Origin of the sequence: Galbibacter sp. (assembly GCF_048266365.1) — a bacterium.
Lineage (GTDB): Bacteria > Bacteroidota > Bacteroidia > Flavobacteriales > Flavobacteriaceae > Galbibacter.
Genome location: NZ_JBLWZP010000010.1, coordinates 21,564 through 48,077 on the forward strand (window position 1 = coordinate 21,564; position 26,514 = coordinate 48,077).

General features: G+C 39.5%; 26 protein-coding genes. 14 read left to right on the forward strand and 12 right to left on the reverse strand.

Translation table 11 applies throughout. From position 1 onward, the window contains the following. The first annotated feature begins 29 nt into the window (after positions 1-29). From ACN0TV_RS13475 to ACN0TV_RS13490, 4 genes are read left to right on the forward strand one after another with little or no spacing between them, the layout of a single operon-like run. A complete protein-coding gene (locus ACN0TV_RS13475; RefSeq protein ID WP_417363446.1) occupies positions 30-596 on the forward strand; it encodes a DUF4126 domain-containing protein in 567 nt (188 codons plus the stop codon). A 51-nt stretch (positions 597-647) separates the two neighbouring features. Continuing rightward, on the forward strand, positions 648-1,376 hold the full coding sequence (gene kdsB, locus ACN0TV_RS13480) for a 3-deoxy-manno-octulosonate cytidylyltransferase (protein WP_417363447.1): 729 nt from the start codon (positions 648-650) through the stop codon (positions 1,374-1,376). Next, a complete protein-coding gene (locus ACN0TV_RS13485; protein WP_417363448.1) occupies positions 1,367-2,071 on the forward strand; it encodes an HAD family hydrolase in 705 nt (234 codons plus the stop codon). Before kdsB ends, ACN0TV_RS13485 begins: the two co-directional genes overlap by 10 nt. Positions 2,072-2,104: 33 nt before the next feature. Beyond that, a complete protein-coding gene (locus ACN0TV_RS13490) occupies positions 2,105-3,187 on the forward strand; it encodes an iron-containing alcohol dehydrogenase family protein (RefSeq protein ID WP_417363449.1) in 1,083 nt (360 codons plus the stop codon). A gap of 240 nt (positions 3,188-3,427) precedes the next feature. Here ACN0TV_RS13490 and ACN0TV_RS13495 read toward each other — a convergent pair whose 3' ends face one another. Continuing rightward, the gene (locus ACN0TV_RS13495; RefSeq protein WP_417363450.1) at positions 3,428-4,150 is read right to left on the reverse strand and encodes a YebC/PmpR family DNA-binding transcriptional regulator; all 723 of its coding nucleotides are present in this window, start codon (positions 4,148-4,150) and stop codon (positions 3,428-3,430) included. Between the two features lie 75 nt (positions 4,151-4,225). Further along, positions 4,226-4,513 (reverse strand): 4a-hydroxytetrahydrobiopterin dehydratase, encoded by a 288-nt coding sequence (locus ACN0TV_RS13500; protein ID WP_417363451.1) that lies wholly within the window; start codon positions 4,511-4,513, stop codon positions 4,226-4,228. A gap of 242 nt (positions 4,514-4,755) precedes the next feature. Here ACN0TV_RS13500 and ACN0TV_RS13505 point away from each other — a divergent pair, with 242 nt between their 5' ends. The 4 genes from ACN0TV_RS13505 to ACN0TV_RS13520 all read left to right on the forward strand — a co-directional run bounded on the left by ACN0TV_RS13505 (position 4,756) and on the right by ACN0TV_RS13520 (position 11,809). Further along, a complete protein-coding gene (locus ACN0TV_RS13505) occupies positions 4,756-5,706 on the forward strand; it encodes a phosphoribosylaminoimidazolesuccinocarboxamide synthase (protein ID WP_417363452.1) in 951 nt (316 codons plus the stop codon). A gap of 177 nt (positions 5,707-5,883) precedes the next feature. Then, the gene (locus ACN0TV_RS13510; RefSeq protein WP_417363453.1) at positions 5,884-6,189 is read left to right on the forward strand and encodes a DUF6660 family protein; all 306 of its coding nucleotides are present in this window, start codon (positions 5,884-5,886) and stop codon (positions 6,187-6,189) included. Positions 6,190-6,261: 72 nt separating this feature from the next. Further along, positions 6,262-10,623: a CusA/CzcA family heavy metal efflux RND transporter gene (locus ACN0TV_RS13515; protein WP_417363454.1), complete on the forward strand. Its 4,362-nt coding sequence runs from the start codon at positions 6,262-6,264 to the stop codon at positions 10,621-10,623. Position 10,624: 1 nt separating this feature from the next. Next, positions 10,625-11,809 (forward strand): efflux RND transporter periplasmic adaptor subunit, encoded by a 1,185-nt coding sequence (locus tag ACN0TV_RS13520; protein WP_417363455.1) that lies wholly within the window; start codon positions 10,625-10,627, stop codon positions 11,807-11,809. 205 nt (positions 11,810-12,014) lie between these two features. Here ACN0TV_RS13520 and trpA read toward each other — a convergent pair whose 3' ends face one another. The 10 genes from trpA to ACN0TV_RS13570 form a co-directional block, all read right to left on the reverse strand. Continuing rightward, on the reverse strand, positions 12,015-12,779 hold the full coding sequence (gene trpA / locus ACN0TV_RS13525) for a tryptophan synthase subunit alpha (protein WP_417363456.1): 765 nt from the start codon (positions 12,777-12,779) through the stop codon (positions 12,015-12,017). A gap of 26 nt (positions 12,780-12,805) precedes the next feature. Beyond that, complete coding sequence (gene trpB / locus ACN0TV_RS13530) at positions 12,806-13,984, reverse strand: tryptophan synthase subunit beta (protein ID WP_417363457.1); 1,179 nt, start codon at positions 13,982-13,984, stop codon at positions 12,806-12,808. Positions 13,985-14,015: 31 nt separating this feature from the next. Next, complete coding sequence (locus ACN0TV_RS13535; RefSeq protein ID WP_417363458.1) at positions 14,016-14,654, reverse strand: phosphoribosylanthranilate isomerase; 639 nt, start codon at positions 14,652-14,654, stop codon at positions 14,016-14,018. Between the two features lie 17 nt (positions 14,655-14,671). After that, the gene (gene trpC, locus ACN0TV_RS13540) at positions 14,672-15,454 is read right to left on the reverse strand and encodes an indole-3-glycerol phosphate synthase TrpC (protein ID WP_417363459.1); all 783 of its coding nucleotides are present in this window, start codon (positions 15,452-15,454) and stop codon (positions 14,672-14,674) included. Positions 15,455-15,481: 27 nt separating this feature from the next. Next, on the reverse strand, positions 15,482-16,477 hold the full coding sequence (gene trpD / locus ACN0TV_RS13545) for an anthranilate phosphoribosyltransferase (RefSeq protein ID WP_417363460.1): 996 nt from the start codon (positions 16,475-16,477) through the stop codon (positions 15,482-15,484). 59 nt (positions 16,478-16,536) lie between these two features. After that, on the reverse strand, positions 16,537-17,103 hold the full coding sequence (locus ACN0TV_RS13550; RefSeq protein WP_417363461.1) for an anthranilate synthase component II: 567 nt from the start codon (positions 17,101-17,103) through the stop codon (positions 16,537-16,539). Positions 17,104-17,106: 3 nt separating this feature from the next. Further along, entirely contained in the window at positions 17,107-18,507 is a 1,401-nt protein-coding gene (locus ACN0TV_RS13555; RefSeq protein WP_417363462.1) for an anthranilate synthase component I family protein, read from the reverse strand. 315 nt (positions 18,508-18,822) lie between these two features. Then, positions 18,823-19,395 carry a YceI family protein gene (locus ACN0TV_RS13560; protein WP_417363463.1) on the reverse strand — a complete coding sequence of 191 codons (573 nt, stop codon included), beginning with the start codon at positions 19,393-19,395 and terminating at the stop codon, positions 18,823-18,825. Between the two features lie 46 nt (positions 19,396-19,441). Beyond that, positions 19,442-20,074 (reverse strand): NAD(P)H-dependent oxidoreductase, encoded by a 633-nt coding sequence (locus tag ACN0TV_RS13565; RefSeq protein WP_417363464.1) that lies wholly within the window; start codon positions 20,072-20,074, stop codon positions 19,442-19,444. Positions 20,075-20,121: 47 nt separating this feature from the next. Next, positions 20,122-20,571 (reverse strand): MarR family winged helix-turn-helix transcriptional regulator, encoded by a 450-nt coding sequence (locus ACN0TV_RS13570; RefSeq protein WP_417363465.1) that lies wholly within the window; start codon positions 20,569-20,571, stop codon positions 20,122-20,124. 129 nt (positions 20,572-20,700) lie between these two features. On the opposite strand from ACN0TV_RS13570, the gene ACN0TV_RS13575 reads away from it, so the two are divergent. The 6 genes from ACN0TV_RS13575 (at position 20,701) to ACN0TV_RS13600 (ending at position 26,358) form a co-directional block, all read left to right on the forward strand. Continuing rightward, a complete protein-coding gene (locus ACN0TV_RS13575) occupies positions 20,701-21,249 on the forward strand; it encodes a redoxin domain-containing protein (RefSeq protein ID WP_417363466.1) in 549 nt (182 codons plus the stop codon). Between the two features lie 37 nt (positions 21,250-21,286). Continuing rightward, entirely contained in the window at positions 21,287-21,898 is a 612-nt protein-coding gene (locus ACN0TV_RS13580) for a thioredoxin family protein (protein ID WP_417363467.1), read from the forward strand. Between the two features lie 82 nt (positions 21,899-21,980). Next, positions 21,981-22,295 (forward strand): rhodanese-like domain-containing protein, encoded by a 315-nt coding sequence (locus ACN0TV_RS13585; protein ID WP_417363468.1) that lies wholly within the window; start codon positions 21,981-21,983, stop codon positions 22,293-22,295. 119 nt (positions 22,296-22,414) lie between these two features. Beyond that, positions 22,415-22,642 carry a PspC domain-containing protein gene (locus ACN0TV_RS13590; protein WP_417363469.1) on the forward strand — a complete coding sequence of 76 codons (228 nt, stop codon included), beginning with the start codon at positions 22,415-22,417 and terminating at the stop codon, positions 22,640-22,642. 217 nt (positions 22,643-22,859) lie between these two features. After that, positions 22,860-24,944, forward strand: coding sequence for an amino acid carrier protein (locus ACN0TV_RS13595; protein WP_417363470.1), 2,085 nt, complete (start codon positions 22,860-22,862; stop codon positions 24,942-24,944). 274 nt (positions 24,945-25,218) lie between these two features. Further along, entirely contained in the window at positions 25,219-26,358 is a 1,140-nt protein-coding gene (locus tag ACN0TV_RS13600; RefSeq protein WP_417363537.1) for an acyl-CoA dehydrogenase family protein, read from the forward strand. Positions 26,359-26,514: the final 156 nt, after the last annotated feature.

Below are 26,514 nucleotides of genomic sequence, written 5' to 3' on the forward strand. Positions count from 1 at the left end.
ATACATATATTTAGTATCAAATAGTAAAAATGACATCAGAAGCCATTATAAGTATTTTTCTGGGAGTCGGCTTGGCTGCCTCCGTAGGATTTAGGGTTTTTTTACCCTTGTTTGCCATGAGCCTGGCGGCTTATTTGGATGTTATCCCTCTTAGTGAAAACTGGGATTGGATAGGAACCTTCCCGGCTTTAATTGCCTTAGGGGTAGCCATGGTTTTGGAAATATTTGCCTATTATATTCCGTTTGTCGACAATGCTTTGGATAGTATCGCAATACCTCTGGCGGCAATTGCGGGTACTGCCGTGATGGTTTCTACCATGGCAGATCTCTCTCCAATGATCACTTGGGCCTTGGCCATTATTGCAGGTGGTGGAACGGCTACCCTAGTAAAGAGTGCAAGTGCAGGTACACGATTGACTTCTTCGGTCAGTACTGCAGGGCTAGGGAATCCTGTGGTTTCCACTGTAGAAACCGGTGGGGCTGTGGTGATGTCAATGGCTTCCATTTTTCTGCCCATTGTCGCTATAATTTTGGTAATCATAATTTTAAGCTTCTTATTTTGGTTTTATAGAAAACTAAGGAGTAAGACTGAGTAAATTCTCAATATTATCTGTATTTTTGTTTATTCCTAAAAGCGTACATTTTTTATGAAAATAATTTCAATGATACCGGCTCGATATGCCGCATCTAGGTTCCCGGGAAAATTGATGCAAGATCTCTCTGGTGAAACGGTTATACTCCGTACCTATAAGGCTGCTGTGAGGACTGGATTGTTTGATGATGTTTTTGTAGTTACCGACAGTGAGATTATCTATGATGAGATTGTTAAAAACGGCGGAAAAGCTATACGTAGTGTTAAAGAGCATGACTGTGGGAGTGATCGTATCGCTGAGGCGGTGGAGCACATGGATGTTGATATTGTCGTCAATGTACAGGGAGATGAACCTTTTACGGATCGTGAGAGTCTTGAAAAGGTAATCCAAGTTTTTAAGGATGATGCGCTTAAAGAAGTTGATCTTGCTTCACTAATGACAAAGATTGACGACTGGGATGAAATAAACAATCCAAATACCGTGAAGGTAATTACTGACCAACGCAACTTTGCGATGTATTTTTCACGTTCCCCTATTCCATATCAAAGAGATCAACAAACCGCTGTGTCTTATTATAAGCACAAGGGCGTGTATGCATTTAGGAAAGATGCTATTGTAGATTTTTATCGCCTTCCAATGCGCATGTTGGAAGCTACTGAGAAAATCGAGGCCATACGCTATTTAGAGTATGGAAAGAAAATTAAAATGGTTGAGACCGACAGTGAAGGAATAGAGATAGATACCCCTGAGGATCTGGAACGTGCAAAAAAAGTATGGAAATAAAGCAGGAGAAGATTAAAGTTATCGGTTTTGACGCAGATGATACCCTTTGGGTGAATGAGACCTATTTTAGGGAAACCGAACACGAGTTTGCAAAATTACTTTCAGGCTACGAGACGGAGAATAAAATAGATCAGGAGCTTTTTATGATGGAGATCAGGAATTTGGATTTCTATGGCTATGGCGTTAAAGGATTTGTGTTGTCCATGATAGAAAGTGCCATTGATTTGTCAAATGGTAAGATTTCTAATGCAACCATTTCGAAGATCTTGAATCTTGGTAAAGAGATGCTTGTTAAACCGGTGGAGTTGTTGGATGATGTGGAGTTGGTTTTGAGTAATTTGGTAGATGATTATCGTTTGATCCTTTTGACAAAAGGAGATTTGTTGGATCAGGAGCGAAAAATGGAGAAATCTGGTTTATCCAAGTACTTTCACCACATTGAAGTGCTAAGTGATAAAAAGGAAGAGAATTATAAAAATTTGCTCGAACATCTTGAGATCAAGGTGGATGAGTTTTTAATGGTAGGCAACTCATTAAAATCTGATGTCTTACCGCTGATCAATATTGGCGCCCAGGCTATTCATATACCCTTTCATACGACATGGGTTCATGAAGAAGTAAGTAAGCATGAGGTCAATGGTTCCTATTATAGTGTAGGAGGTATTAAAGATATTTTGCCTCTATTAAAAAAGTAAACTGATTGTTTAAAGTTAATTCATAAAGCATAAATGAAGTTTAAGAATTTTCCGATGGTACCCAGAGTGATATTTGGAAGAGGTTGTTTTAACCAACTTGAGGAGATATTAATGCCCAGACGTATAAATTCTGAGGCTCCTTTTATCTTCTTAGTGGATGATGTGTTTGAGACAAATCCTGATTTTGTTGCTAAAATACCACTGTTATTCGGTGATAAGATTATTTTTATTCCAACTGATGAAGAGCCGAAAACTGATCAAGTTGATGTCTTAGTTTCTAAGATTAGAGAGTACACAACTGAGAGCCCTTCCGGAATTGTTGGTATTGGTGGCGGAACGGTGATGGATTTAGCCAAAGCGGTGGCCATAATGCTTACCAGTAATGGAAAGGCAGAGGAATATCAAGGATGGGATTTAGTGACATGTGAGGCAATTTATCACGTGGGAATTCCAACCATCAGCGGAACTGGAGCAGAGGTTTCAAGAACTACTGTGCTCACGGGACCAGAGAAGAAACTGGGTATCAATTCAGACTTTACGCCATTTGATCAGGTCATATTGGATCCTGAACTCACCAATGGCGTTCCTAGAGACCAGTGGTTTTATACCGGTATGGACTGTTATATTCATTGTGTGGAATCATTGAACGGAACCTATCTGAATGCCTTCAGCCAAAGTTATGGAGAGAAGGCAGAGGATCTTTGCGACGAGGTTTTCTACAACGGGAAATTATCTAAAGAAGAGACTCAAGATAAACTGATGATGGCCTCATGGCACGGTGGAATGAGTATCGCTTATTCTCAAGTGGGTGTTGCTCATGCTATGAGTTACGGACTTTCTTATTTACTCGGTACCAAACATGGTTTAGGGAATTGCATTGTTTTCAATCATTTGGAAGAGTTTTACCCGGAAGGGGTTGCCAAGTTCAAAAAGATGAAAGAACGTCACAATATTGAATTGCCAAAAGGATTGTGTTCAAACCTATCAGAGCAAGATTTTGAAACCATGATCAATGTTTCCATGGGAATGGATCCTTTGTGGGAAAATGCTGTTGGTAAAAATTGGAAGGATACCATTACTCGGGTAAAACTTAGAAATCTCTACGAAAAGATGTAATGGAATGTGTTTCGGCTTTAAAAGTCGAGAAGCATGATCTTTATTTGAAAATAAACAATATACTACCTAGTAGTGTTGCACATCGTAACATTGCTAGGTAGCTATCTTTCTAAGCTATGGTGTTGTTGGCCAATTGCCAAAAAATATACGGGCACCGTTTTTACAGTACCCGTTCCATTTAGTAGATATCTCTTTCCTTATTCTAAGTGTTTTGTTTGCAGTAGGAGAAAGCGGTAATTGTTATTCCCCTTGCTCTTCTTCCATAGTATGATATACGTTTTGTACATCATCGTCCTCTTCAATCTTCTCCAATAGTTTCTCAACATCAGCGATCTGCTCCGCTTCCAGTTTTTTGGTGACCTGGGGGATTCTTTCGAATCCGGAAGAGAGGATTTCTATTTCTCTTTCCTCTAGTTCCTTCTGAATAGCTCCAAAACTTTCAAATGGCGCATAGATGTGAATACCGTCTTCATCTTCAAAAACTTCTTCAGCTCCAAAGTCAATAAGCTCAAGTTCCAATTCTTCTGGATCTATTCCGTCTGCCGGTACTCTGAAGTTACAGGTGTGGTCAAACATAAATTCTACTGACCCGCTAGTTCCAAGGCTTCCGTTGCATTTGTTGAAATAGCTACGGATGTTAGCTACAGTTCGGTTGTTGTTGTCTGTGGCTGTTTCTATTAATATTGCTATACCATAAGGGGCGTAACCTTCGAAGAGTACTTCTTTGTAGTCTTCTGTGTTTTTATCGCTTGCACGTTTTATGGCCCTTTCGATATTATCCTTGGGCATATTTGCAGTCTTCGCATTCTGAATAATGGCGCGTAGTCTAGCATTGGAATCAGGATCAGGTCCACCGTCTTTAACGGCCATTACAATGTCTTTTCCTAATCGCGTAAAGGTCTTAGCCATAGCTGACCAACGCTTCATTTTTCTCGCCTTCCTAAATTCAAAAGCTCTTCCCATAAGGTGAATTAATTACTGTTTTAGACTACAAAAATAGCCAAAGACTTTAGAAATTGGAAATCTTGGGAATTAAAGTTATGATCCCTTGATGATTTTTTCTATTTGCTCTGCTAGCTTAAAGTCCTTATCCGTAATTCCATCTGCGTCATGAGTGTGAAGTTGAATGCTGAGATTGTTATACACATTGGTCCAATCGGGATGGTGGTTTAGCCGTTCTGCTTCAAAGGCAATTCTAGTCATCATGGCGAAGGCGTCTGCAAAGTCTTTAAAATCCAAAGATGTGACTAAGAAACCTTCTTCATAATCCCAGTATTCTAGGTTGGCGAGGCGCTCTTCTATTTCTTGTTCGGAATATGTTTTCATAATGTGTGTGTTTTGAGTTTCTGTACCGTTTGTTAAATGGCGCGCTAGCGTTGATAGTCGTTTTTCCAAGTGATCAGCTGCTACCGCTCCATGGTAAAGGTACATATAGTTTTAAATCCCTTAAAGCGATTGGCTGTTGAATTGTCGTTAAATTCTTTTTATCTGCAGTATGTTTATGGGCGGATTTGGACGTTTCAAAAAAAAATATGGCTTATATTTGTTGCTGATAAAAACTGCTTCTTATGAGTCAAACCATTACCGATACGAGTTTTAATTTTCCTGGTCAAAAAAGTGTTTATAAAGGAAAAGTACGCGAGGTTTATAATATAAATGATCAACAGTTGGTTATGATAGCAACTGATCGCTTGTCTGCATTTGATGTGGTAATGCCTAAGGGGATTCCATACAAAGGCCAGATTTTAAATCAGATCGCAACCAAAATGATGGAAGATACCAAGGATATAGTTCCGAATTGGTTGGTGGCTACTCCTGATCCTAATGTTGCAGTTGGACATCTATGTGAGCCATTTAAAGTTGAAATGGTAATTCGTGGTTATTTATCCGGTCATGCAGCTAGAGAATACAAGGCAGGGAAAAGAACCTTATGTGGTGTTGCCATGCCTGAGGGATTAAGGGAGAATGATAAATTTCCTGAGCCTATTATAACACCATCGACTAAGGCTGATCAAGGTGACCATGATGAAGATATTTCTCGAGAAGCAATTTTATCCAAAGGAATTGTTAATCAGGCAGATTATATTGTTTTGGAAAACTATACCAGAGCTTTGTTCAATAGAGGATCGGAAATTGCTGCAAAACGCGGGCTTATTTTGGTGGATACCAAATATGAGTTTGGAAAAACCAAAGAAGGAGAGATCGTTCTAATTGATGAAATACATACTCCTGATTCTTCACGATACTTTTATGCTGACGGTTACCAAGAGCGACAAGCTAAGGGCGAGGCCCAAAAGCAACTCTCTAAAGAGTTTGTTCGTCAGTGGTTAATCTCCAATGGTTTTCAAGGGAAACCCGGCCAAAATATTCCTGAAATGAATGATGCGTATATTGAATCGGTTTCTGAGCGCTATATAGAACTATACGAAAACATCACTGGAGAAGCTTTTAAAAAGGCTGATGTGTCTAACATACAATCTCGTATCGAAGAAAATGTCTTGGCTTATTTAAAGCAATAAAGGGGGTGAATGGCTTTTATGTTGCGAATTATTGTTTTGTGAAATTGCAATGCAATTTAGTAGTGATGTAAGGGTTCCTGATTGCTTTGTTTAAGTATATAATCACTAAGAATAATTGGACTTAATTTTAGGTCTTTTTGCAATCATATTGCACATCTAATTCTCTATATTTACAAGGTGAAATCTTTAGCATTCATATTAGCTCTTCTCGTTTTAACACTCAGCGTTATGCCCTGTGAGGACCCTGAGGTCTTTGCAGAAGCATCTGTGGAGCAAGTGGCGTGTTTCGATTGCGAGGGCGATGGAATGGGCGAACTTTGTACGCCGTTTTGCGAATGTCAGTGTTGTAGTATACATTATATTAGTTTTGAAGCTGGGAATTTCCATATGATACACCCTTTTGTTGCTCAAGGTAAATTTGTGTTCATGGACTCTCAGCAGCAGGAAGTCCTGCATCCTTTTGACCATCCTCCTAGGGTTTAATTCAGTCCTGGGACACCTATGTCCCAATGTGTCATTTTAAAATTTTTATCACTGAATTAAATTTAATTATACATGTTAAATAAGATCATCGATTTTTCGATCAATAATAAATTGATCGTAGGTCTTTGTACGCTAGTACTAATTGGTGTTGGAATCTGGTCCATAACTAAAGTGCCGGTTGATGCGCAACCTGATATCACCAATAATCAGGTGCAGGTTATTACCCAAGCATCCAATCTAAGCACTGTTGATATCGAACAGTTTGTCAGTTATCCAATCGAAATTGCGATGAGCAATCTTCCTGGAGTGACAGAGATTCGATCTGTGTCCAGGTTTGGTCTTTCTGTGGTGACCATCGTTTTTGAAGACGATATGGGCACCTATTTACCCCGACAACTGGTTTCAGAAAAATTACTGGAAGTAGAACAGGAGATTCCCGATGGTTTTGGGGCTCCCTTTATAGGGCCAATCTCCACGGGTTTAGGCGAAATTTATCAATATACATTAGAGGTGGATTCTGCCTTCAGGGATCAATATACACCTACTTCTCTTAGGAGCATTCAAGATTGGATTGTAAAACGTCAGATGGCCATGGTTCCCGGGGTCGTAGAGGTTAATGGTGTTGGAGGAAGTATCAAACAATTTGAGGTTGCCGTGGATCCCAATGAATTGCAAGCCATGGGCATCACTATTGCCGATATATTTACGGCACTTCAGGATAATAACCAGAATACCGGTGGGGCTTATATAGTGCGTAATCATCAAGCCAACTTTATCCGGGGTGAAGGACTTGCTCGAAGTATTGAGGATATTCAAAGCATTGTTGTAAAAAATACTGACGGAATGCCACTTACCATTGGTGACATCGCTTCGGTGAGTGTGGGTGAAGCGGTTCGCTACGGAGCTCTTACCAAAAATGGTATTGGAGAGTCGGTTGGAGGTATGATTATGATGCTTAAGGGTGCAAACTCCAAAGTGGTTATAGATGCTGTAAAGCAGCGTATGGAGCAAATCCAAGAATCCTTGCCGGAAGGAGTTTCTATTGTGCCTTTTTTGGATCGTAGTGAATTAATAGCAGATACCACGGGAACTATCGCCGAAAATCTGGCTATCGGTGGTTTAATTATCATTTTTGTATTGGTCATTTTTCTAGGGAACTGGCGTGGTGGTGTCATTGTAGCCTCTACAATTCCCCTCTCCTTATTATTTGCATTTATAATGATGCACATCTTTGATGTCTGGGCAAATTTAATGAGTTTAGGAGCTATTGATTTTGGGATTATTATTGACGGTGCTGTTATTATTGTAGAAAGTATCGTTTTTGTCATTCATAAGCGAGTGCTTAAAAGACAACAATTAACCCCGGTTGAAAAAGATAAAATTGCTGGGACATCTTCCAAAAAAATGATGAATGCTGCTTTTTTTGGTCAGATGATTATATTGATTGTCTTTCTTCCAATTCTTACCCTGGAAGGTGTGGAGGGTAAGATGTTCAAGCCTATGGCGCTTACCTTTATCTTTACAATGATCGGTGCTATGATCTTGTGTTTAACGTATGTTCCTGCTGTTTCTGCATTATTTTTAAAAACTAAAACAACTGAGAAACGGAGTTGGGGAGACCGCGCTGTGCACTGGTTAGAAAATAGGTATGAAAAGCTATTAGGTTCTGTATTAAAATCAGCCAAGATTGTAGTGGGGGCAAGCGTGGCGATGTTTGTTGTTTGCCTGTTTATATTCACTAAAATGGGAGGTGAGTTTATTCCTCAATTGGATGAGGGTGATATAGCCTTTCACATTATATTGAAACCTGGAAGTTCTCTAGAGGAAGGTATTACAACCTCTACTAAGATTGAAAAGCTCTTACTTGACACCTATCCGGAAATTACTCAGGTGGTTAGCCGTTTTGGGGTGTCAGATATTCCAACCGATCCCATGCCTATGGATATGGGTGATAGCTTTATTATCTTAAAAGAAAAGAGTGCGTGGACCTCTGCTGAGACTAAGGTAGAACTTATTGAAAAGATTAAAGAAACCCTTAGCGTTATTCCAGGGGTGAGTTATGAATTTTCACAACCCATTGAAATGCGTTTCAATGAATTAATTTCGGGAGTACGTGAGGATATCGCCGTAAAACTATACGGGGAAGATTTGGATGTCTTGGCAGCTAAGGCGGAGGAAATGGGACAGATCATCTCTACAATTGAGGGTGTTTCAGATTTGAAAGTTGAAGCTACTACCGGACTCCCTCAAATTACTGTGGATTATAAAAGAAATAAAGTAGCCCAATATGGTCTAAACATTAAAGATCTGAATATGCTGGTTCGCTCTGCATTTGCCGGAGGCCAGGCGGGTGTTGTTTTTGAAGGAGAAAGACGCATTGAATTAGTGGTGCGTTTAGCGGATAAGTATCGCTCCAATATTGACCATCTAAAAAATTTGTATGTCCCCTTGGCAACGGGTACCCAAATTCCATTGCGTGAAGTGGCGGATATCAGCTATAAATTGGGGCCAATGCAGATTAGTCGTGATAATACGAATCGAAGAACATATGTGGGTATCAATATTAGAAATCGCGATGTAAAATCTGTTGTTGATGATATAAAAGAAAAATTGAATGCTCAGTTTGAGTTGCCCTCTGGATATTATATTCGGTATGGAGGTGCCTTTGAAAACTTCGAGCGTGCTATTGCTAAACTGGAAATCGTGGTGCCTATAGCATTGTTGCTCATATTTGTCATGATTTATTTTGCACTGAATTCATTTAAACAAACCAGTATGATCTATGTTGCAATTCCGTTGGCCGCTATCGGGGGGGTGTTATCACTCTGGATCAGGGGAATGCCATTTAGTATCTCTGCCGGTGTTGGGTTTATAGTTCTCTTTGGGGTGGCAGTATTAAATGGCTTGGTACTTATTAGTGGCTTAAATGAGTTGAAGAACGAAGGTGTTACCGATATCAACAAGCGAATCCGCCTTGGTACGCGTAGACGAATTCGGCCAATACTGCTAACGGCTTTAACTGATGTTTTAGGTTTCTTACCTATGGCCGTTTCAGTTTCCTCAGGAGCAGAGGTACAGCGACCTTTGGCCACCGTGGTAATTGGAGGAATGATTACCTCTACCTTCCTAACGTTATTTGTTTTACCTATACTTTATAAATGGATGGAAGAACGATCTGTACGATTAAAAGTAAAGCCTAAGACCGCTTTGTTAATTATGGGCTTGTGTCTTAGTTTTTCAGTAACTGCCCAACAACAAGGGAACCTTGATTTTGATCGCATGGGGAAAGAAAGTATACCCATTGATCAGCAGCAAGCAGTCGAACTTGCCCTTGCTAATTTCCCGTTGCTCAAGAATAAAAAACTTGAGATTGAGCAACAAAAAGCTTTAAAGAAAACCGCCTGGGATCTAGGAACTACCAAGATCTTTACCGGTGGTGAAGAAATCAACGATGGAAATGGGGTGTACACCACTATTGGGTTGCAACAGCAGGATATTGATGTTTTTGGAATTGTTCCTAAGCTTCGACTGCGCAATGAACAGATTTTCTTGGCTGAAAAGGGGTATGAATTATCCCGCCTTGAGCTTGAGCAGGAAGTTAAAACAGCCTGGTCGAAGGCCTATGTTGCAAAAAGTCAGTTACTTGCCTACAAACAGCTTGACTCCGTATACAACGAATTTGAGAGGGCAGTTGCTTTACGATATGAGGTCGAAGCAATTTCGCGATTGCAATGGTTATCTGCCAAAAATCAAGCCTCTCAAATACATCTGAAACGACAACAGAGTCAGAGGAATTATAACATCGCTTTAGAGAAGTTAAACCTTTGGATGGGAGGCGATAGATTTTATGAGGTTAGTGCGTCTTTAGATACGAGCTTCTCACCGCTTGAGCTTTTTAGAGGTGACTCCGTAGATCATCCTGCTATAGAACTGTACAAGCAAGAGGTTGAGGTAGCACAAGCCAAATATAATAGTATTCGATCTGAATTTTTACCCAAGTTGAATCTTGAAGGTGGAAAGCAGGAGGTTAATGACAACGGTGGTTTTTATAGTTTTCAAGCTGGGATCTCAATACCAATACTCTCGGGTAAATCATATGGTCAAACCAAAGCTGCACGAATTGAAACCGAAATTGCGACACAATCCGCTGCCTATCATACCGCTGCATTGCAATCAAATTATCGAACGGCACTTCAAGATTATCTAAAGTGGGAGGAATCATGGAGCTTCTACGAAAATCAGGCATTGCCCTTAGCAGAGGAACAACAAAGAGCGGCCCTTATGGCCTTTAATGAAGGTGCTATTGCGTATGTACAATTCATACAAATGCTGGATAAAGTGGTCGAATTGGAACTGGACGCTTTGCAAGCCCTTGAAAATTATCTAGAGGCTCGAGCAACTCTTGAATATTTTGCAAATGATAAAACAAACTAAAATGAATAGGTTATATACGAAAAACCAACAATTGATGGTGCTCTTCGCCGTCCTACTACTGGTCAGCTGCGGTGATAAGGCCAAAACCAATCATGAAGATTCTCATCAAGAGATGACCTCTGAAACAGTTAAAGAGGCCATGTTGACGGCTCAGCAGTTCAATGCACTGGACATGAAAATTGATAGCATACAAAAAAGAAACCTTCAGGGGTATATTACAGCAAATGGCCGTTTAGAAGTTCCACCACAAAACGAAGCTGTGGTTACTTCCGTATTTGGCGCCAATGTATCTAAGATTCTTGTTATAGAAGGAGAACAGGTAAAGGTTGGACAGGTTTTGGCTTTTATTTCACATCCCAGTCTGATTCAAAAGCAAACGGATTATTTAAATGCATTTCACAGGTATGATTTGCATAAAAAAGAATTTGTTCGTCAGAAAAAGTTGTACCAGGCGGGGGTAGGTTCCGGAGAAACTTACCAAAGAGCTGAATCAGCACTTAATAATTCTCAAAGCAGTATGTTAGGCTTGCAATCACAGCTCCGTTTACTTCATTTAAACCCAGAACGCATTGAACAGGGTCATATCGCACAGCGGATACCGGTAATATCTCCCATTGATGGGGCAATTCATAAGGTTAATGTAAAGACAGCTCAATTTGTAGAAGCCCAATATCCTATGTTTGAAGTCGTAAATGTGGAGCATGTTCATGCTGATTTATTGGTTTACGAAAAGGATGCTGCTAAAGTTAAGCAAGGGCAACAGGTTATGTTTAGTATTGCTTCAGCGCCAACAGAGGAACTTGAAGCAAGAATCATCTCTGTGGGTAAAACTTTTGAAAGTGATCCAAAGGCCATTCATGTCCACGCAGAGATAGCTCCAAAACCAGAAGGGTTAATCCCTGGAATGTATGTTCAAGGAAGGATTATTGTGGATAGTACCATGACAATTGCACTACCGGAGAGTGCTGTGGCAAAACAAGGCGATGCATTCGTTGTTTTCACTGCAGAGAGGGAAGGAGAGGACTGGTCCTTTAAACCTGTTGAGGTTATCCCGGGAATTACAACCGGGTCTTGGACTAAGTTGGAGTTTCTAAGTCCCATTGAGCCCAAGACGAAATTCGCCTATAACAATGCGTATTACCTTGTGGCCCAAATGAGCAAAGGGGAAGGCGGACATCACCATTGAGGCTGTAGATTGTAAAAGAATCTTTTCCAGATACTTAGAAATGCTGTTTCGTTTTTTAGCAAGTGAAACAGCATTTCATGGTGTTGGTGGATTTGAAAAGTCTAATGTGCCACTGACGGGTTTACCTTGTTTTCAGCCTCTAAAATAAAAAATCCGATAGCCTGAACTACCGGATTCTATAGCTGCTATTTCGCCTCGAATATTCTTATTCAAGAATGCTCTTTACGAAATCATCGATGCCATCGATTCCTTTGTCGCTTAACATTTTTATAAACGCAGATCCTATGATTGCTCCCTTGGTGTACTGAGTAGCACTTTCAAAGGTGTCTTTATTACTGATTCCAAAACCTACTATTTGTGGTGCATTTAAATTCATGTCTGCTACTTTTTTAAAGTAGTCAGTTTGTACATCTCCAAAGGTGCTTTTAGCGCCTGTTACACTGGCTGAACTCACCATGTATATAAATCCTTCGGATACCGAATCGATAAGTGCTATTCGCTCCTTGGAGGTTTGTGGTGTAATCAGGAAGACGTTGATCAAATTGTATTTTTCAAATACCTCCTGATACTCTTGTTGGTATACATCCACTGGAAGATCCGGTATGATCAGGCCGTCAATACCGATTTCTTGGCATTTTCGACAAAACTCCTCTACGCCGTACTGTAGTATGGGATTAAAATACCCCATGATCACCAGTGGGATCTGAACGGTTTTTCTAATGTCTTTGAGCTGCTCAAATAATTTTTCAGAAGACATTCCATTTTTTAAAGCTTGGGTAGAGCTCGCCTGTATGGTTGGGCCATCGGCCAATGGATCCGAAAACGGAAGTCCTATTTCTAACATGTCAACACCACTTTTTTCAAGCTGCTCAATAATTGTAACTGTATCATCTAGTTCTGGATAACCAGCGGTGAAATATATGGAAAGTAGTTTATGAGATTCTTCTAGTTTTTTATTGATTCTATTCATTGTCATGCGTTTTAAAAATTTGTGGGTTAAAGATCAAAGTAACTGATATAAGTGTCTAGATCTTTATCTCCTCTTCCGGATAAACTGATCACAACGACGTCGTCTGCTTTAAATGTAGTGTGTTCAAATACCGCTAAGGCGTGTGAGCTTTCTATGGCTGGAATAATACCTTCGGTCTTACAAAGGTCTAATCCTGCTTTCATGGCCTGGTCATCCGTGGCGGAATAAAAAGTACCTCTTCCGGTGCGGTACAAATGCGCATGCATTGGGCCAACTCCCGGATAATCTAGTCCTGCAGAAATAGAATATGGTTCTGTAATCTGTCCGTCATTGGTTTGCATAAGCAGGGTTTTACAGCCGTGGATAATGCCCTCTTTTCCTAGCTGAGAAGTCGCTGCACTTTCTCCTGATTGGATTCCTTTTCCAGCGGCTTCAACGGCAATGATATTTACTTTTTCATTGTCTAGAAAATGGTAATAGGTTCCAGCGGCATTACTTCCACCTCCAATACAAGCAACCACATAATCAGGATAATCTCTTCCTTCTTTTTCTAAAAGCTGCCATTTGATTTCTTCAGAAATTACACTTTGGAATCGGGTCACCATATCTGGATAGGGGTGAGGGCCGATGGCAGATCCAATAATGTAATGGGTATCTATAGGATTGTTGATCCAATCGCGTATGGCTTCATTGGTTGCATCCTTTAGAGTTCTACTTCCGGATAATGCCGGACGTACTTCTGCTCCTAACATCTTCATACGCGCGACATTGGGTGCTTGACGTTGAATGTCAATTTCCCCCATATAAACTACACATTGGATTCCAGCCAAGGCACATACCGTGGCTGTTGCCACGCCGTGCTGACCAGCACCAGTTTCAGCGATAATTCGGTTTTTGCCCAATCGCTTGGCCAGTAAGATCTGACCGATGGTGTTGTTGATTTTATGTGCGCCTGTGTGATTGAGGTCCTCTCGTTTTAGATAGACTTTGGTGTTGTGTTTTTTGGAAAGCCCTTTGGCAAAATACAAAGGAGAGGGCCTGCCGACATAGTCTTTGAGTAATTGATTGAATTCTTCAATAAAGGATTCTTCTCCCATGATCTTGAGGTATTCCTGGCGTAGCTTTTCTACATTTGGGTATAGCATCTCTGGGATATAGGCTCCCCCAAATTCCCCGTAATATCCTTGATTGTTGACGTGATACATATATTTTTATTTTGTGATGGTTTGCGGGCCGTTATAGGGCTTTGATTTCATCTAATTTAATTATAAACTCTTTTATTAATGTGCTGTCTTTTAGTCCTGGTTGCTGTTCAAATTGACTATTGACGTCTATGGCGTGAACTGGTAAATTAGGGTCAATATTTTTGATAGCCTCAAGCTGCTCAATTCCAATACCTCCACTTAAGAAAAAAGGTTTCTCAGATGGGTAGTCCTTTAGTAGTTCCCAGTCAAAGGTATATCCGTTACCTCCGGCATAGACTCCTTTGGTGTCAAATAGGAAGTAGTCTACTATGGGCTCATAAGTTTTTAACACCGAGAAGTCAAAATGGTCCTTAACCGAGAAGACTTTTATTATCAATGGAAGTTGTGTGATACTACCCTTTTGGAATGCCTGGCGCAAACTGACTTTTAATTCTTCACAGTAGGCAGAGGATTCCCTTCCGTGCAGCTGAATTCCGTTTAATCCAAATTGCGTTACCTTCTCCAAGACCTCGGTTGTGGTAGCATCGACAAAGACACCAATCTTTTTTACGGATTTAGGTAGCAAAGGAAGCGGTCCTGTGAAGTTTCGAGGAGATTTTTCGTAAAAAATGAACCCGAGATAATCTGGAACGAGACTCCCTATTTGCTGAATGTTATCTTGGTATTTCATACCACACACCTTTAGTTTCATAGCAGCTCAGATATAAATGATTTAGCGCTTTCTCCCGGCTGATCGGTTTTCATGAAATTCTCTCCGATTAAAAAGCCTTTAAATCCGTAGGGTTGGAGTTCCTTGATGGCTGCTGTACTACTGATTCCACTTTCTGAAACCTTTACAAACTCATCAGGAATAAGCTTAGCCAAGGATTTACTAGTATCTAGACTTACCTCGAAATTTTTTAAATTTCTGTTGTTGACCCCCAAAAGGTCAATGCTTGGCATGATGGATTTTTGCAATTCTTCCTCGTTGTGTACCTCTAATAAAACTTCCAGTCCAATAGATTTAGCGGTTTCACTTAGAGTTTTAATTTGTTGTTGATCCAATATCGCAGCAATGAGTAAGATGACATCTGCGCCATAAGCCTTGGCCTCTATAATTTGGTAGGGATCAAATATAAATTCTTTTCGAAGCAGTGGAATGTGTACCGATGCTCTTGCAATTAGTAAATCATCCAGCGAACCGCCAAAGTATTTTCCATCGGTAAGGACAGACATTCCACAGGCTCCAGCGTCCTGATAACCTTGAGCTACTTCATCTACATTAAGGCCGTGATTGATAATGGACTTTGAAGGTGAACGTCTCTTGTGTTCTGCAATGATACCTGACTGACTTTCTTTAAGACCAGTACTAAGCGAAGGGCAATCTCTCTGAAATAGAACACTCTGTTCTAACTGAGATGCGGGTATAAGTGATTTTTTTAAGGCAACTTCCTTTTTCTTATCAGCAAATATTTTTTCTAATATATTCATAACCTTAAAAGATGTTTTTTTATTCCTTTAGTTTAAGCTTAATGCTCTAATACTTTCAAATGCCTTTAAGGCTTTACCGCTTGCAAGTGATTCTTTTGCCAGAGTAAAACCTTCCATTGGAGTGAGATCCTTTACCGTTGCAATGGCAACTGCTGCATTAGCACATACCACATTGTTTTGAGCTGCACTACCTTGACCTTGAAGGACCTCCATAAAGATGTTAGCTGCGGATTCTATACTATCTCCACCGTAAATCGCGGATTGTGGATGTTGAGCTACGCCAAAATCCTCCGCATCTATCATTTGTTCGGTATTATTTCTGATGACCTTTGCCTCTGAGGTCAATGAGATCTCATCATAACCATCTAAGGCGTGTACTATAGCGTAATTTTTATCTGTGTTCTGATACAAATAGGCGTACATACGTGCAAGTTCTAAATTGTATACCCCTACCATTTGATTTTTAGGGAAGGCCGGGTTTACCATCGGTCCTAAGGTGTTGAAAAATGTTTTTACGGCCAACTCCTTTCTAATGGGGGCCACATTTTTCATAGCAGGGTGAAATAGTGGAGCGTGTAAAAAGCAGATACCTGCCTTGTCAATGGATCGTTTTAAAAAATCATGATCACTTGAAAATTGAATTCCCAGATGCTGCATCACGTTACTGGATCCACATTTGGAAGAGACCCCGTAATTCCCGTGCTTGGTGACATGGACTCCGGCTCCTGCGGTCACAAAGGAGGCTAGGGTAGAGATATTAAATGTATCCTTCCCATCACCACCAGTTCCGCAAAGGTCGATGGTGTTGTAACCATCAAGTTTCACCGGGATACAAAGCTCTAATAGGGCATCGCGAAAGCCTTCTAACTCTTCAATGGTGACACTACGCATCATATATACCGTTAAGAAGGCTGCTATTTGGCTGTGATTATATGAACCATTCGAAATGTTTACCAACACATTTTTCGCCTCTTCCTTTGAGATGGTTTCGTGGTTAATTAATCTATTTAATAGTGCTTTCATGGCTTTTGCTATATTATTTTTTATGTATTCCTTGAACTAGTCTTTTTTTATTTTTTGAATTAAGAGGCCTTAAGCCAGTTGTCTAAAATTTGTTTTCCTTCAGGAGTAAGTACAGATTCCGGATGGTATTGTACCCCACATACATCATATTGTGCGTGTCTTAAGGACATCACCTGTCCATTGGCATCATAGGAGGTGGGAATGAGTACCTCCGGTAAATTTGGGTCTACAACCCAACTGTGGTAACGTCCTACCTTGATTTGCGCCGGGATATCCTTGTAAATAGGATCCTCAGCAACAATTGAAATGGTGGTGGCTACCCCGTGGTATACCTCTGGGATGTTGATTAGCTTTCCTCCAAATACCTCACCTATTGCCTGTTGTCCAAGGCAAACACCTAGAATACTTTTGGTAGGAGCGTAGGTTCTTATAATGTCTTTTAAAAGACCGGCTTCATCGGGAATACCAGGGCCTGGGGATAATACGATTTTATCGAAGGCTTCTACCTGGTCAAGGGAGAGTTGGTCATTTCTTTTGACGGTAACCTCTGCTCCGAGATCTTCTAAATAGTGCACCAAATTATAGGTAAAGCTATCGTAATTGTCTATGACTAAAATTCTTTTCATTCGTTAGATTTCTTCTGCCATTTGCATGGCTTTATTTAATGCTCCTAGTTTGTTAAAAGTTTCTTGTAATTCACTTTCAGGGTTGGACTCTGAGACAATCCCTGCACCTGCTTGATAGTACAAATTGTGGTTTTTACTTAAGAAGGTACGAATCATGATGGCGTGATTAAAATTGCCATGGAAATCCATAAACCCAATTGCCCCGCCATAGTAGCCGCGATTGCTATTTTCATAAGTATCGATAAGCTGCATGGCCTTGTGTTTTGGAGCGCCACTTAGGGTTCCGGCAGGGAAGGTATCTGCAACTACTCTCATCGTTGGGGTTTGTTTTTTCTTTATCGCCGTTACTTTAGATACCAAGTGAATGACATGAGAGAAGAACTGTACCTCTCTATAGGTTTCAACTTTGACATTATTTCCATTCCTGCTCAAATCATTTCTGGCCAAATCAACCAGCATCACATGTTCGCTGTTTTCCTTGTCGTCCTCTGAGAGTAGTTTGGCTAATTCGGCATCCTTTTCATCATTTCCAGTTCGTTTGAAGGTGCCTGCGATGGGGTGGATCTCTGCTTTTTCATCCTTGATGATCAGCTGAGCCTCCGGAGAACTTCCAAAGATCTTAAAATCTCCATAATCGAAGTAGAATAAATAAGGTGATGGATTTATCGACCGCAGGGCTCGGTAAACATTAAACTCATCTCCTTTAAACTTCTGTTGAAAACGACGACTCAATACCAGTTGGAATACATCGCCGCGGTGACAATGTTCTTTTGCTTTTTCAACCAATGCTCTGTAATCTTCATCTTGGAGTTTAGAACTTGGTTGACCTACTTTCTCAAAGTTATAAGAAGAGAAGTTTCTAGCTTGCAAGAGTTGATTTATTTCTTCGATATTAGATTCACTATCATAACAATGGCAGAAAATATAAGCCTGGTTATTAAAGTGATTGATCGCGATGATGTTTTTGTATATCGCATAGTAGATATCCGGGATTCCAAGGGTGTCTTCTTTTTCACTTATCTCAATGTCCTCAAAATATCGCACCGCATCATAAGCGATATAACCGAATAGACCATTGTTGATAAACTTAAAACTATTGGAGTCTGTCTCAAAACGTTTTGCAAAGGTTGTGATACGCTTTGGAACGTTGGTCTGTTGGTCAATGTTATCCTGTTGGCTTGTGCCGTCAGGATAGTGTTCGATGATACTTTTGTTTTCAACTTTGATAGAGGCTATAGGATTGAAACATATATAGGAAAAGCTATTGTTGTTCGCGTGGTAGTCACTGCTTTCCAATAGAATGCTATTAGGATAACGATCCCGAATCTTCAGATAGACGCTAACCGGGGTAATGGTATCCGATAGGATCTGTTTAAAGTGTGTTTTTAATGGATATGTCTTCATTTGAAATACTTTGTTTATTTGATTTTAAGCAATAAAAAAAGGCTTGTCGTGATTGACAAGCCTTTTCGTATTATTTTTCAAAATACACTAATAGGATGCTAGCTCACGACATTTGACGTAAGTTGTACCACCACCATGTATTTTTTCTTATTGTTCTCATTGATGCCTCAAATATATAAAACTAAATTCAGCTGTCAAACAAAAAAATGATTTTACAACGAAATATAATGCAAACGTGACATTCAGTGCTATAACAAAACAGGCAGCCCTAAGGTTGCCTGAATTAACACTGAACTTTATGTAGTAAACATGGGTTTAGAATACCAAATCAACATTTAAGTCAAACTCATCATAAATAGTTTTGTCCCCTAAGTTATCGAAGAAACTTCCAGAACCATATCGGATATCATATTTACTTCTATCAATTTTTAAGTTTGCAGTAGCTTTGCTTCCGTAAACTGAAATTTCAAAGTTGATAGGTAAGGTTTTTCCTTTGATAGTTAAATCACCTGTAGCATCATATGAATTTTTACCACTTTGAACGGTTTTAGTAATTTTTAATGAGGCAGTTGAGAAATTTTCAACACCAAAGAAATCTTCAGATTTTAAATGTCCGTCCAATTGATCTTTGTATTCTCCACTAAGGTCAGTAGATTCTAATGTGGTCATGTCAACTACGAACTCACCTCCGGTTAATACTTCACCTGTGAATTCTAAAGATCCACTTTGTAAAGCAACGGTACCATAATGTGAACCAGTTACTTTGTAACCTTTCCATTTTACTTGACTTTCTTTAACGTCTACTTCTTTAGATATGGTGTCAACAAATGCGCTTGACCCTACGACTACTGCTAATACAGCTACTGATTTTAAAATGCTTTTTTTCATTTTTAATTTAATTTTCGTTATTACTTGACTTTTGGTTTATTAGGTATTATATAGTGATAAAGAGTTCCTCCTCTGGTTTTCTGACTTTGTCATAATGTTGGGTTGTGTCCTCTGCAGAACGGTACCCTAGTGGAACAATGAGACTTGGTGTTAGATGAAGTTGTTTTAGGTTTAAAACCTCCGCAACTTTATCAGCATCAAATCCTTCCATTGGACAGCTGTCTATTTTTAAATCTGCTGCAGCGGATAGAAGATTTCCTAGGGCAATATAGGTTTGTTTTGCCGCCCATACCTCACGCGCATCTTCAGTTAGAGCTCCAACGACACTATTCATAAGGTTAGCATAAGCTTCTAGTTGTTGGATTTCCAATCCTCTTGTTTTGCTGACATTCTCAATATATGATGCTATGTGTTGCTCGCTTAAATCAGAAAGATTCGCGAAGATCACCACATGAGAGGAGTCTACTAATTGTTGTTGTCCGTTGGCAGCAAACTTTAGTTGTGCTTTAATATCAGGGTCGGAAATGATTAAGACCTTATAGGGTTGTAGACCATAGGAAGAGGCCGATAATTGAATGGCTTCTTTTAAGAGCTCAACATCTGTGTCTGATAATTTTTTTGCTGCATCAAATTTCTTTGTTGCGTATCGCCATTTTAGGTTTGTATTATATGTACTCATCTTTTATATGTATGATAGTTGTATATACAACTGTTGGTTAAAAAAATTTAGTCTCTTATTTTATCGAGTAGGGTATTGAGCATTTCTGTCTCTTGTACACTTAGGTTATCAATGATGGAATTGTTTAAATCCTTCATCGGGCCATCTAACTGCTCTAGAACCTCCATCCCTCTTGGTGTAATTACGATATCTACTTTTCTTCTGTTTTTTTCGCAAACACTGCGTTGCACCATGCCCTTAACAATCAATTTATCAACAAGCCTTGTGGTATTACTCATTTTACAAATCATACGTTCTTGAACACAGCTCAAACTCGCTGGAACTCCTTTTTGACCTCTAAGAATACGCAATACGTTAAACTGTTCCGTGGACAAGTCAAAAGATTTAAGCACTTCAGAGGTCCGGTCCTGAACTAAATTTGCGGTGTATAGCAAGTTTAACACGGTCTTTAACTCGAGTGAAATAACTTTTGATTTTATAATGTCCTCTATAATCATTGTATTGACAATTGTTGTAGGTACAAATGTAGTATAATTTTGAAAACCATTTTATAAAAAAATGTTAAAAGTGCAATTGAGCACTTCACTCTTCTTACTTTTAGCCCTGTAATACGCAATTTTTCTGCTATGAGGAGTTTTATTATTTTTGTAGGTTTGGTTGCTTTGGTGTCATGCAAGACAGGTGAACATAGCATGAGCTATTCCTTTATTGATTATGAGATGGCAAAACCGCATCAATTATTGTCCACCTCATATTCGGATATACCGGTGTATACTTTTGATGAGTTTGAAAAATTACTCAAAGTTGATACAGAGAAAACCTTTGTAGTTAATTTTTGGGCCACTTGGTGTAAGCCTTGTGTAAAGGAGATTCCTGAATTTGAAAAGCTTCAAAGAACCTACGCAGATCAGGACGTTGAGGTAGTGCTGGTGAGTTTGGACTTTCCCGGCAAAGTGGAGGAGCAACTGTTACCATTTCTTGAAGAACTTAAACTCAGGAGTCAAGTTATCCTCTTGGATGATCCTCATCAAAATCGATGGATACCTAAAATCGATAACAATTGGTCCGGTGCTATTCCTGCAACCTTAATTTTTAATGCAGACAGAAGGAAGTTTTACGAAAAATCATTTACCTTTATAAGTCTTGAGGCTGAGCTTCAGGAGTTTTTGAACTAATTTATAACATTGTTAACTAATTTAACCTAACTTGAAAATGAGAATTATTAGAATGCTTTTAGTGCTTATGACCGTCTCGGGTCTGTTTGCCTTTAGTCCCCCGGACAATATCACTCAAGGGTATTCGATTGGAGATTTGGCAGCTGATTTTACCTTAAAGAATGTGGATGGTAAAATGATTTCACTTTCGGATTATAGCCAGGCCAAAGGGTTTTTAGTGATTTTTACATGTAATAGTTGTCCTTACGCCAATGCGTACGAGGATAGAATTATTGCATTAGATAGGAAATACAAAGACTCTGGGGTGCCTGTGATCGCTATAAATCCAAATAACGCTAAGCACAGACCAGAAGATAGTTTTGAAAACATGCAAAAACGGGCTCTACATAAATCCTATTCGTTTCCTTATTTACATGATGCAAAACAGGAGGTATACCCGCTTTTCGGAGCCAAACGCACTCCGCATTGTTTTTTGTTGGAAAAAACCAACTCCGGTAATGTCGTTCGTTATATAGGAGCAATCGATGATAACTATCAGGATGCCTTAGAGGTGGAGGCTCGTTTTGTGGAGGATGCTATCGAGGCTATGCTGGAAGGACGCAAAATTCAAATCGAAATAACCAAGGCGATTGGTTGCTCCATTAAATAATATTTCCAGGAGATTTACGTAAGTTTGTGGACTGAGGGAAACTTCAGTTTTTTTAGTTTTAATTTAAAATTTAATACATATTATGGTCGAGTTGACACAAGAGGAGTGGTCAGAAGAATTTCAAAATGATGACAATGCTGTGATTTTAGATGTTCGTACAGACGAAGAGATCGCTGAAGGGTATATTCCAAATGCTATTCACATCGATATCTATAAAGGACAAGGCTTTTTGGATGAGGTTGAACAACTGGATAAATCCAAAAATTATTATGTGTACTGCCGTTCCGGAAAAAGAAGTGCACAGGCCTGTCTTTTAATGAATCAACACGGTTTTGAAAACACCTATAACCTGATCGGTGGTTTTATGGAGTGGGAGGGCGAGACCACAGAGGACTAGACTTCACAATATCAAAGGTGTTAAGGGTAGTTTAACTACCCTTTTTTGTCTTTAATACAGTTGTGTAAGACAGCCTATTTTCATTTTTTTGCTGTTCTTGTAATTACTACCTTTGTACCATGATTTCATTAGAGAGAATTCGGTACTATTTTGAGAAGAACGGTTATGCAGTGTCTTCTCGTGTGGCTGAACGTTTGGGTATGAAAACCAAAAATGTTCGGCTTTTCTTCATTTATGCTTCCTTTGCTACTCTAGGTGTATGGTTTATTGTGTATCTCAATTTGGCCTTTTGGCTTAAGATAAAAGATTTGGTCTACACTAAAAGATCTTCGGTTTTTGACTTGTAGGAGTGTGTTTTTGATTTGCAGTAGATGATTGGCTTTTAAAATTGGTATTTGGCCGATACGATATAGACTAAGCGTTAGAAATTTTACGTTTAGGGGGGTCTCTTGTTAAATTAAAATTAGATTTATCGGGTGAAATTTGAATAAGAGTCATTTTTTTATGATATTGTTCGGCGTTTAAAACTAATTTTAAAATAACATAACAAAAACTTAATCTTGTATGAGAAAAGAATTTCTCTCGTTTTTCTTTGTGCTAAGCACTCTATTTCTAACTGCACAGGAGCTTAGTATTAAAGAAACCCTAATCAACCCGTCTAGTCAAATTAATGATGGTCAAATTGAAGTAGAAGTTTCTGGAGGTAACCCGCCTTATATTTACAAATGGAGCAATCAATCGACTTCTCTTAAATCAAACAAAACTACGGGACTTACAGAGGGCGTTGAATATACGCTGAGTGTAACCGACTCACAAGGTAAAACGGTCACAGAACAATATGAGATTAAGACAAAATCTATAACAGAAGTTTTCAACGGATTCATGACACCCGCAGTATCGGCTCTTGGATCCGTTTTATTTTGGGATCCATTTGCCGCAACAGGGATGTACGATCCAATAATTTACGCTGATGTAAAAATGGTTCCCATCCCCGGCTGGACTGCTGGCATCGAAGATAAGTTTATTCTTGATAAGTGGCTTGTAGCCGAAGGTGAGCATGTTTCCAAAGGGCAAGAAATTGCGTTAGTGTCAAATGCCTCCGGAGGTACTATAAACGTTACTGCTCTGGCAGATGGTGAGTTGAAGTACAGGGTAGACGAAGGTGGCGTGATTTATAATTCCGAAAACGCTAAACACGTTGTAGAGGTTGGAGCGCATAATCTTGCAGAAATAGTATATGATGAGCCCATAGCGCTTTTACATCCCAATGGTGATTTTCAAACCACAAGCATCCCTTTTATTGTAATCTGGCTAATATGCGGGGCATTGTTCTTTACACTAAGAATGGGCTTTATCAATGTTAGAGGGTTTAAACATGCCCTGGATCTGGCAAAGGGCAAATACGATGACCCAACTGCTCCGGGTCAGGTAACGCATTTTCAAGCTTTGGCTACTGCGGTCTCTGGCACAGTTGGGTTGGGGAATATAGCAGGGGTGGCTGTTGCTGTCTCTATTGGTGGTGCCGGATCTACGCTTTGGATTATCATTGCAGGTTTACTGGGGATGTCTTCTAAGTTTGTGGAATGTACCCTTGGTGTAAAATATAGAAATATACTCCCTGATGGTCGTGTATTTGGTGGGCCGATGAATTACCTCAGATACGGGTTGGAGAAAAAGAATCTTACCGGTCTAGGGAAAGTATTGGCTGTAGTCTTTGCAGTACTAACAGTTGGAGCCTCTTTTGGAGGTGGAAACATGTTCCAAGCCAATCAAGCTTTTGAAACCCTACAAGGACAAATGACTTTTATACAAGGGCATGGGTTTTGGTTCGGAATCGTTACTGCTATATTAGTGGGAGCAGTAATCATTGGAGGTATTAGCAGTATTGCTAAGGTAACCGAAAGGATCGTACCATTTATGGCTGGTTTATATGTGTTGGGTGCTTTGATTGTAATCGGTGTAAATATCGAGAACTTAGGTGCTGCAATTTCAGCAATTATCGATGGCGCATTTAGTCCTAGTGCTTTAAAAGGAGGAGTTATTGGAGTGTTGATTGTAGGATTCCAAAGAGCTGCCTTCTCGAATGAAGCAGGTGTTGGATCTGCGGCCATTGCCCATAGTGCGGCTAAGACAAATCATCCGCCATCTGAAGGTTTTGTATCCTTATTAGAGCCTTTTATTGATACTGTAGTAGTTTGTACCCTTACTGCCTTGGTACTTATCTTTACAGGAATGCACGAAGTAGAAGGTATTGGAGGTGCTCAATTGACCTCTGATGCGTTTGGAACAGTAATAAGCTGGTTCCCATATGTACTTGCAATGGCAGTATTCTTATTTGCATTCTCTACTATGATATCTTGGTCTTATTATGGAATGAGAGCTTGGACCTTCCTTTTTGGAAAAAGCAAGAGAACAGAAATTGTCTATAAGCTTCTCTTTATGTTTATGGTCGTTGTTGGGGCTTCAGTGAGCCTTGGGGCAGTACTGACTTTTTCAGATATGATGATCTTGTCTATGTCCTTCCCGAACATTATTGGACTATATATCTTGAGTACGGAAGTTAAATTTGATCTTAAAGAATACCTGAGAAAATTAAAAGCAGGTGAATTATTTAAGAATCCGGAAACCGTCAAAGTGAAATCAAAATAATACGATATAACGCACAGTCGTTTATATACCATCCCTCTTTTGTACTGTTTCCAGGTATAGAAGAGGGATAGTTTTTTAATGTCGTTTTCTTAACTCACTGAATTTGGTTGAATTTGATTGTTGTGTAAACCAAAGCGGTAGTTCGGTTAAGTTTAGTAGAATTGCATATTTGTGAAAAATGGGCTGTTTTCTAAGGAAAAATTTAATAGAATTCAACTATATTTGACCTCCGATTAAAAATCGTTTATTTATGGAACTAGGAATGGAGGAACAAATGAATTTTGATTATACGGAAACGCAGAAATTGGTAGCAGAATCTGCAAGAGATTTTGCGAAACAATATATTCAGCCGTATGTAATGGAATGGGATGAAAAACAATTCTTTCCAGTGGATGTTATGAAGAAAGCCGGTGAGTTTGGATTCATGGGAATATTGGTGCCTGAAGAATATGGTGGATCAGGGTTTGGATACCACGAGTACATTGCAGTTTTAAATGAAATTTCAATGGTTGATCCTGCAATAGGATTGTCTATTGCTGCACATAATTCTTTATGTACAAATCATATTTTGAGCTTCGGTAATGAAGAACAAAAGGCGAAATGGGTTCCTAAACTAGCCACGGGAGAGTGGATTGGAGCTTGGGGACTTACTGAGCACAATACTGGATCTGATGCAGGAGGAATGAGTACTACTGCGGTAAAGGACGGAGATCATTGGGTCATCAATGGTGCTAAAAACTTTATCACTCACGGAAAAAGTGGAGATATTGCTGTGGTCATCGTTAGAACCGGGGAAAAAGGAGACTCTAGAGGTATTACGGCTTTTGCAGTAGAGAAAGGAACTCCAGGTTTTAGCAGTGGTAAGAAAGAAGATAAGCTAGGAATGCGTGCCAGTGAAACCGCGGAGATGGTATTCTCAGATTGTCGTGTTCCTGATGCAAATAGATTAGGGGCTGTAGGCGATGGATTCATTCAATCTATGAAAATACTGGATGGCGGACGAATTTCTATCGGTGCACTTTCTTTAGGTGTTGCTAATGGTGCTTATAAGGCTGCATTGAAATATTCGAAAGAAAGGGTTCAGTTTGGTAAACCTATTTCTGAGTTTCAGGGGATCTCGTTTAAGTTGGCTGATATGGCAACTGATATTGAGGCTTCTGAACTCTTGTTACACAAAGCAGCATTTGAGAAAAATGCAGGCAGGCCAATGACAAAAATTGGAGCCATGTGTAAAATGTTTGCATCTGAGGCTTGTGTACGTATTGCTAATGAAGCGGTGCAAATACATGGAGGCTATGGATACATCAAAGATTTCCCGGTAGAGAAGTTTTACAGAGATTCGAAACTGTGTACCATAGGGGAGGGAACTACTGAAATTCAGAAGGTGGTGATCTCGAGACAAATACTAAAATAAATTTTTTATAGTAGAGGTAGGGATAACATTATTTGTTTTAAATAATAGGTTACCCCTATCTCTTCTTCTACTGCAAACTTCCAATCAGCTATCAGTTTGGTTTTTGTAAAGTCGCTGCTAATCTAACTTCTATTGGAACAACAATCAAATTATAAC